The organism is Streptomyces sp. NPDC059456, assembly GCF_042750055.1.
Taxonomy (GTDB): Bacteria; Actinomycetota; Actinomycetes; order Streptomycetales; family Streptomycetaceae; genus Streptomyces.
The window spans coordinates 1-6,275 of sequence record NZ_JBHYVA010000150.1 but is presented as its reverse complement, the minus strand read 5'-3'; the positions used below and the strand labels follow the sequence as shown (position 1 = coordinate 6,275).

Here is a 6,275-nt window from a genome sequence, read left to right as displayed (position 1 = left end):
ATCGCGGGGCTGGTGTGCCGGGCCGGGGGGCCCCCGCCCGCCCGTGTGGCGGGGCCCGCGGCTCTCGTGCGTCTGCGGGGCGGACCGGTCAGGCGTTGGGACGCTTGCCGTGGTTCGCCTTCTTCTTCTTGCGTGCTCGCTTCTTGTTGCCGCGCTTGGCCATGACGCCACTCCCTCGAAGATCGGGGTAATCCGGGCGCTCGCCAGTCTAGGGGCGCCCGATCCCGTCCGCATCAGAACCGCGGATCAGCCGCCGTCGTCGTTGTCGTCCGCGTCGTCGGTTCCGGGCCGCGCCGGCCGGATGCACGACGACGGGCGGGCGTTGCCGCCCGTTCCCCGGGGCGCCGCGCGGGACGGCACCCCGGGCGGGATGCCGTCCGGCGGTGTCAGGCCTTGCCGCGCTGGTCGCGCAGGTGGTTCGCGACCGGCTCCAGCGAGGCGCGCAGCGCCGTCAGGGCCTCCGGCGGCAGGAGGTCGATGAAATGCCGGCGGACGGACGCCACGTGGTGCGGGGCGACCTTCCGCATGAGCTCCATGCCCCCGTCGGTCAGTACGGCGTACAGGCCCCTGCGATCGGACTCGCAGTTCACGCGGACGACCAGGCCGGCCGTTTCCATCCGCGTGATCTGGTGGGACAGCCGGCTCTTGGACTGGAGCGTCGACGTCGCGAGGTCGCTCATCCGCATCCGGTGGTCCGCGGACTCCGAGAGGTTCACGAGGATCTCGTAGTCGTTGTTGGTGAGTCCGAAGGGCTGGAGATCCTTTTCCAGCTGGTGCATCAGCAGCCTGCTGACGTCCAGGTGGGTGCGCCAGGCGCACTGCTCGGCGTCGGTCAGCCAGGGGGTGGCCGTCTCGGTCTCCATGGTCTCCATGAGTGAACTCTACCTAAGAAGTTGAATTACGTACAAAAACGGGAAAGCTGAAGATCACAATCCGAGACGGCGCTGGAGATCACCCAGCTGCCCCGGCATCCGCGGCACGCCCAGCTGCCCCAGCGGACCCTGCTGCCCGTGCCCGCCGCCGTACCCGGCCCCGGGTACGCCCGCCGACTCCGCGCCGGCGCCGACGGCCCCGACCGCGTGCTCCGCCATCAGCATCTCCGACGACTGCAACAGCACCGTTCCCGCCCCGACGAACTCGAACTGGTGCTCCTCGCCGGAGCTGCCGCCGATGCCCGTCAGCGAGCGCAGCCCGCCGATGACGCCGGACATGTAACCGTGGTCGTAGTGGTGGCAGGGGGACGGGCAGTCCGCCCAGCCCACCAGCGCCTGCGGGTCCACCCGCAGCGGCGGCTCCATGAACACCACCGGGCCGTTGGAGGCCGCCACGAACTTCCCCGTGCCGATCAGGGTCAGGAACCCCGGCACGATCGACTGCTTGAGGGCGAGCGAGGGCTGGTAGGCCAGCAGGTTGCCCGACCGGATGGTCAGGTTCCCATTGTCCAGGTCGTACGAGTTCACGTCGAAGGCACGGTCGGCCAGCAGCATCTTGCCCTGGCCCTCGGCCACCACCCAGTCGCCGGCATGCAGCGGCGAGTGGAAGCTCGTGCGCAGGAGCCGGTCGAAGCGGCCGTTGCCGATGCCGTTGAACTCCATGCGCCCGTAGTAGGCGATCATCTTGCCCTTCTGCAGGAACCACTGGCTCCCCTTGAGCTCCACGCAGAAGGTGTACGCGTTCACGTTGTCGTCGGAGGGCAGGGTGTGCGGGTCGAAGACCGTCGGGCCGCCGGGTCCGCCGGTCACGGGACCAAAATTCACAGCTTCTCCTCCGAGGCCTGCACGTACACGGCACCCTGGCCCGAGAGCTCCAGCTGGAACGCCTCGCCCGAGCCGCGCCCCACCATGTCCCGCCAGCCGAGCGCGGTGGACAGCTTGTTCCTGACGTCCCCGTGGTGGGCCACGTACGCCTGCGGGTCGACGTGGACCGGCCGGTTCGGGGTGATGGGGAGCTCGATGACCCCGCCGTGGGCCATCACGGCGACCGAGCCGTGCCCCTTGAGGGTGGTGGTGAACAGGCCCTGGCCGGTCACCTGGCCGCGGACCATGCCCATGACACCGCCTTGCGAGCCCATGAACATCGTGCCCTGCTGGAGGGTGCCGTCGAAGGCGAGCAGCCGGTCGGCCTCGACGTACAGGGTCTCGCCGGTCAGGCCGATCACCTGGATGTGGTGGCCGCCGTTGCCGAACATCACGGTGCCGCTGCCCTCCACCTCCATCAGCGGGGTCTGCTCGTTCGCCACCCGGCGCCCGATCATGCCCATCACCCCGCCCTGACCACCGGTCAGGCTCGGGGTGAAGGAGACCTCGCCGCGGTACGCGAGCATCGCGCCGCGCTGGCTGTACATCCGCTGCCCCGGGATCACCTGGGCCTCGACCATCTTCGAGTTGATCTCGCGGAACGGCATCAGATGTCGCCCCCGATGGTGTTGCGCTCGCTGGGCTGCACGTAGACCAGGCCCTCGCCCTCGAAGCGGATCTGGAACGCCTCGCCGGAGCCCTCGCCGATCAGGGTGCGGAAGGTGACCCCCGACTGGAAGGACTGCTGGAGGTTGCCGGTGTGCGCGACGTACGCCCCCGGGTCGACGGAGAGCGGGTACTGGGCGCTGACGCGCAGCACCACCGCCGGGCCGTCCGACGTGATCGCCGCCTGGCCGTTGCCCTCGACGGTGGTGGTGAACAGGCCGTTGCCCGTCGCCCCGCCGCGCAGGCCGGTGAAGGTGGTGCCGGTGCGCAGGCCGGCGTCGGTGCACAGGAGGTTGCTGGACTCCACGTACAGCTTCTCGCCGCGCAGGTTGACCAGATTGATTTCGCTCGCACGATCGGCGAAGAAGCAGGTGCCGTGGCCCTGCACTTCCATCACGGTCATCTGTTCACCCGTCAGGCGACGGGTCACCATGCCGCGCAGGCCTTCGCCGCCGCCGGTCATCTTCTTGAAGGCCATCTGGCCGTCGTACGCCACCATGGAGCCGTTCTTCGCTTTGACGGCATCCCCGGTCAGGTCGACGGCGAGCACCTTGCTGCCTTGGAGTCGGAACTGAGCCACGGGATGACGTTATCGGCAGCGGGCGGGGGCGAACAGAGCCCGGTGGCCGATATCCGGCGACTGCGGCATCTCCCACACCGCCGCGGACACCCCCGGTCAAGATCCCGCAAAGCGGCTGAGACACTGGGACGGACCCCAGGCCACCACCCCGAAGGCTGACACGTGGACATCAAGACCGCCTCCGCCCTGCATCGGCTGCGCCTCATCTCCGTCCCGGAGGCGCTGTCGTTCCCGGCCCTGCTGATCTTCGGATCGGTGCTGAGCCGGATCTCCGACATCGACTACCTGATGATGCCGCTCGGCATCCTGCACGGGATCCTGTTCGTCATCTACGCGGTCTTCCTGCTGGACGTGTGGAGCAAGGCGGAGTGGCCGGTCAAGAAGGTCGCCCTGTTCTTCCTGCTGGCGCTGCTGCCGTTCGGCGGCCTGTACGGCGACAAGCTGCTCAAGCGCGAGGAGGCCGACAGCGTGATGGCGGCCCGCGCCCGGCGCGAGGCGGCGAACGCCGCATGATCGTCGCGTTCTCGGTGACCCCGCTGGGGGTCGGTGAAGAGGTCGGCGAGTACGTGGCCGACGCGGTGCGCGTCGTACGGGAGTCGGGGCTGCCGAACCGCACGGACGCCATGTTCACCTCGATCGAGGGGGAGTGGGACGAGGTGATGGCCGTGGTCAAGCGCGCGGTGGCGGCCGTGGAGGAGCGGGCGCCGCGGGTGTCGCTGGTCCTGAAGGCCGACATCCGTCCCGGGGTGGTCGACGGGCTGACGTCGAAGGTGGAGACGGTGGAGCGCCACCTGGCCTGACCCGGTCCGCGGCCCGCGTCCCCGTCGGTGCCGCGGTCGCCCGGACGGCCGGACGGCCGCGCCGGCAGCCGGGTGGGACACCGCTCCCTGCTGTCGGTGCGGGGGAACTCCGCGCGCCCGCATACGCGCCGTCCTCCTCGGGGCACCGGCCCCTTGCCGCGGCCGGGCTGCTGCTCGACCCCGTCCGGCCCGCGCACCGGGCCGTCCGGGAGGGCGCGGCGCGCCGGCGACCCGGTGCCCGTGCCGCCCGAACCCGGCACCGAAGTCGCCTCCCTGACGACGTGCGCACCACCCTGCCGGCGGCCGTCGCCGTCCGGCAGCGGGGCGAGGCCGGGCACGTCGTGGCATGACGGGACGTCAGGCCCGTTGCGCGGCACCGCGGCCCGGCCGGGGCCTACGGCGGCGGGCCGCCGGTCGTCAGGGCGATGCCGAGCGGGGTGCGCTCGTACAGGATCCGGTGGCCGTGGCGGGCCGAGATCAGCAGGCCCGCCCCGTGCAGGGCCTTCAAGTGGTCCGAGACCGTGGCCGGCGCCAGACCGAGCCGGCGGGCCAGCCCGGTCGTGGAGGCCGGCTCGTCGAGCGCGCACAGCACGTCCGCCCGGCCCCGGCCCAGCAGCCGCGCCAGCGCCCGCGGGGTGGCGCCCGGCGTCGCCGCCGTCCACAGCGCGCCGATGCCCCGAGCCGGGTAGACCAGCGTCGGCTGCCAGGGCGGGTCGTACCCGCCGACCACCTCCGGCCACACGAACGCGCTCGGCATCAGCAGCAGGCCCTGCCCGTCCAGGGAGCGGTCGTGGTGGGTGCGGCGGTCGATGGTGAGCGTCCCGTCCGACCACCGCAGATCCGGGTGGAGGCCCTCGAACAGCGCCTCCAGGCCCCCCGCCGCCAGCCGCCGCGAGTGGAACAGGATGTCCGCCTCCAGCAGGGCCCGCAGCCGCGGCCAGTGCGGGGCGACCAGTGCCGCCCAGGCCTGCTCGTACAGATCGGCCAGTTCCCGTACCGCCCGGGCCGGATCCGCGAGCATCCGCCGCCCGAGGTCGCTCTCGGCGGCGCCCGGGGTGCACACGAGCGAGCGCCGCAGGTCCTCCCGCACCGCGTCCGGACGGGCGGCCGCGGACCGGACCCGCGCCACCTCCTCCTCGAAGGTGACGGACGGGCCGGCCGGCGGCGGGCTCAGGAAGTCCGGGTTGTGGCCGGCCCGCGGCATCAGGAGCCACAGAGGCCGCAGGTCCAGCCCGGCCGCGGCCGCCCGGATCTGCCGCAGCCAGGGCAGGTGGTACGCCTGCCGGCCCGGCTGCAACAGGGTCCGCACCGCCTCCTGGGTCTCCCAGCGCGGCGAGACCGAGAACCGGCAGCGCAGCAGGTCCCCGTCCCCGAACCGAAAGTGAAACGCCACGCGCCGCCCCTCCTGTCGCCGATCCACCCGCACCCCTGCCCCGGCAGGCCGTGCCGCCCGCCCCGCCGGCCCGCGGCCTCCCCGCACCGCCGCACGCCACGTGACCGCGCCGCGGCGCCGCCGCCGCAACGCCGACCGCGCCCCGCGCTGCCGCGCCGACCCTGCCGGCCGTGCCGTGCTGGCCGTGCCGTGCCGGCCGTGCCCCGCGCTGCCGCGCCCCGCGCCCTGCGCTGTCGCGCTGGCCGTGCCCCGCGCTGCCCGTGCCGGACCCGCCGTGCTGTCGCTCGCCGCGTCCTCGGGCGGAGTGATTCGGTGCAGGGCGAATCACTGCCGTCCGGTCACCGTAGCCCCGCAAGGTGTCCGCATGTCCAGTGCGCCTGAGGCCGTCTCCGCCCCGGCCGTCCCCGGCGGCGGTTACCGCTCCGTCTTCCGGGTCCGGGAGTTCCGGCCCGTCTTCGCCGCCCACCTGCTGTCCGTCCTCGGCCTCGTCGTCGCCGAGATCGCCCTCACCGTCCTCGTCTTCCGCGCCACCGGCTCGCCCCTGATGAGCGCGCTCACCTTCGCCCTCGGCTTCCTCCCCTACGCCCTCGGCGGCACCCTCCTCGCCGGGATCGCCGACCGCAGGCCCGCCCGCCGGGTCCTCGTCGGCTGCGACCTCGTCTGCGCCGCCTGCGCCGCGGCCATGGTCCTGCCCGGCACCCCCGTCGCCGGGCTCCTCGTCCTGCGCTGCGCCATGGCCTTCGTCGCCCCGCTGTTCCAGGGCACCCGCAACGCCTCCCTCGCCGACATCCTCGGCCCCGGCGACGTCTTCGTCCTCGGCCGCTCCCTGATGCGCATGGTGGCCCAGAGCGCCCAGCTCATCGGCTTCGGGCTCGGCGGAGTGCTGCTGACCGTCCTCGCCCCGCGCGGGGCGATCGCCCTGACCGCCGCCGGGTTCCTCTGCTCGGCCCTGCTGCTGCGCTTCGGCACGGCGGCCCCGCCCGCCCGGGCCGCCGCCGAACGCACCTCCCCGCACGCCCGGCGGCGCGCCGTCCTGGGCG

The 6,275-nt window shown here is 73.0% G+C and carries 9 protein-coding genes; 3 read left to right on the top strand and 6 right to left on the bottom strand.

Annotation, left to right across the window (positions count from 1 at the left end):
* Positions 1-88 precede the first annotated feature (88 nt).
* The 5 genes from ACFXA3_RS15855 to ACFXA3_RS15835 all read right to left on the bottom strand — a co-directional run bounded on the left by ACFXA3_RS15855 (position 89) and on the right by ACFXA3_RS15835 (position 3,042).
* Entirely contained in the window at positions 89-163 is a 75-nt protein-coding gene (locus ACFXA3_RS15855; RefSeq protein ID WP_099895366.1) for a 50S ribosomal protein bL37, read from the bottom strand.
* A gap of 223 nt (positions 164-386) precedes the next feature.
* Positions 387-863 carry a MarR family winged helix-turn-helix transcriptional regulator gene (locus ACFXA3_RS15850; RefSeq protein WP_385187147.1) on the bottom strand — a complete coding sequence of 159 codons (477 nt, stop codon included), beginning with the start codon at positions 861-863 and terminating at the stop codon, positions 387-389.
* Between the two features lie 63 nt (positions 864-926).
* Positions 927-1,742 (bottom strand): AIM24 family protein, encoded by an 816-nt coding sequence (locus ACFXA3_RS15845; RefSeq protein ID WP_385187145.1) that lies wholly within the window; start codon positions 1,740-1,742, stop codon positions 927-929.
* An 11-nt stretch (positions 1,743-1,753) separates the two neighbouring features.
* A complete protein-coding gene (locus tag ACFXA3_RS15840) occupies positions 1,754-2,404 on the bottom strand; it encodes an AIM24 family protein (RefSeq protein ID WP_385187138.1) in 651 nt (216 codons plus the stop codon).
* The gene (locus ACFXA3_RS15835; protein ID WP_385187136.1) at positions 2,404-3,042 is read right to left on the bottom strand and encodes an AIM24 family protein; all 639 of its coding nucleotides are present in this window, start codon (positions 3,040-3,042) and stop codon (positions 2,404-2,406) included. Before ACFXA3_RS15835 ends, ACFXA3_RS15840 begins: the two co-directional genes overlap by 1 nt.
* Positions 3,043-3,204: 162 nt before the next feature.
* Here ACFXA3_RS15835 and ACFXA3_RS15830 point away from each other — a divergent pair, with 162 nt between their 5' ends.
* Together ACFXA3_RS15830 and ACFXA3_RS15825 are read left to right on the top strand one after the other, a co-directional pair.
* Complete coding sequence (locus ACFXA3_RS15830) at positions 3,205-3,555, top strand: DUF3817 domain-containing protein (RefSeq protein WP_385187135.1); 351 nt, start codon at positions 3,205-3,207, stop codon at positions 3,553-3,555.
* The gene (locus tag ACFXA3_RS15825; RefSeq protein ID WP_385187133.1) at positions 3,552-3,842 is read left to right on the top strand and encodes an MTH1187 family thiamine-binding protein; all 291 of its coding nucleotides are present in this window, start codon (positions 3,552-3,554) and stop codon (positions 3,840-3,842) included. The genes ACFXA3_RS15830 and ACFXA3_RS15825 overlap by 4 nt, the downstream gene beginning before the upstream one ends.
* Positions 3,843-4,236: 394 nt before the next feature.
* On the opposite strand, the gene ACFXA3_RS15820 is transcribed toward ACFXA3_RS15825, so the two are convergent.
* Entirely contained in the window at positions 4,237-5,235 is a 999-nt protein-coding gene (locus ACFXA3_RS15820) for a DUF5937 family protein (RefSeq protein WP_385187132.1), read from the bottom strand.
* Between the two features lie 364 nt (positions 5,236-5,599).
* On the opposite strand from ACFXA3_RS15820, the gene ACFXA3_RS15815 reads away from it, so the two are divergent.
* Positions 5,600-6,275 (top strand): MFS transporter (locus ACFXA3_RS15815; protein WP_385187131.1); only part of this gene is annotated, 676 nt, incomplete at its 3' end.

Bases quoted from the DNA above. Each gene is read 5' to 3' on its own strand.
- ACFXA3_RS15840 (WP_385187138.1), bottom strand. From the start codon at position 2,404: ATGCCGTTCCGCGAGATCAACTCGAAGATGGTCGAGGCCCAGGTGATC.
- ACFXA3_RS15825 (WP_385187133.1), top strand. From the start codon at position 3,552: ATGATCGTCGCGTTCTCGGTGACCCCGCTGGGGGTCGGTGAAGAGGTC.
- ACFXA3_RS15850 (WP_385187147.1), bottom strand. From the start codon at position 863: ATGGAGACCGAGACGGCCACCCCCTGGCTGACCGACGCCGAGCAGTGC.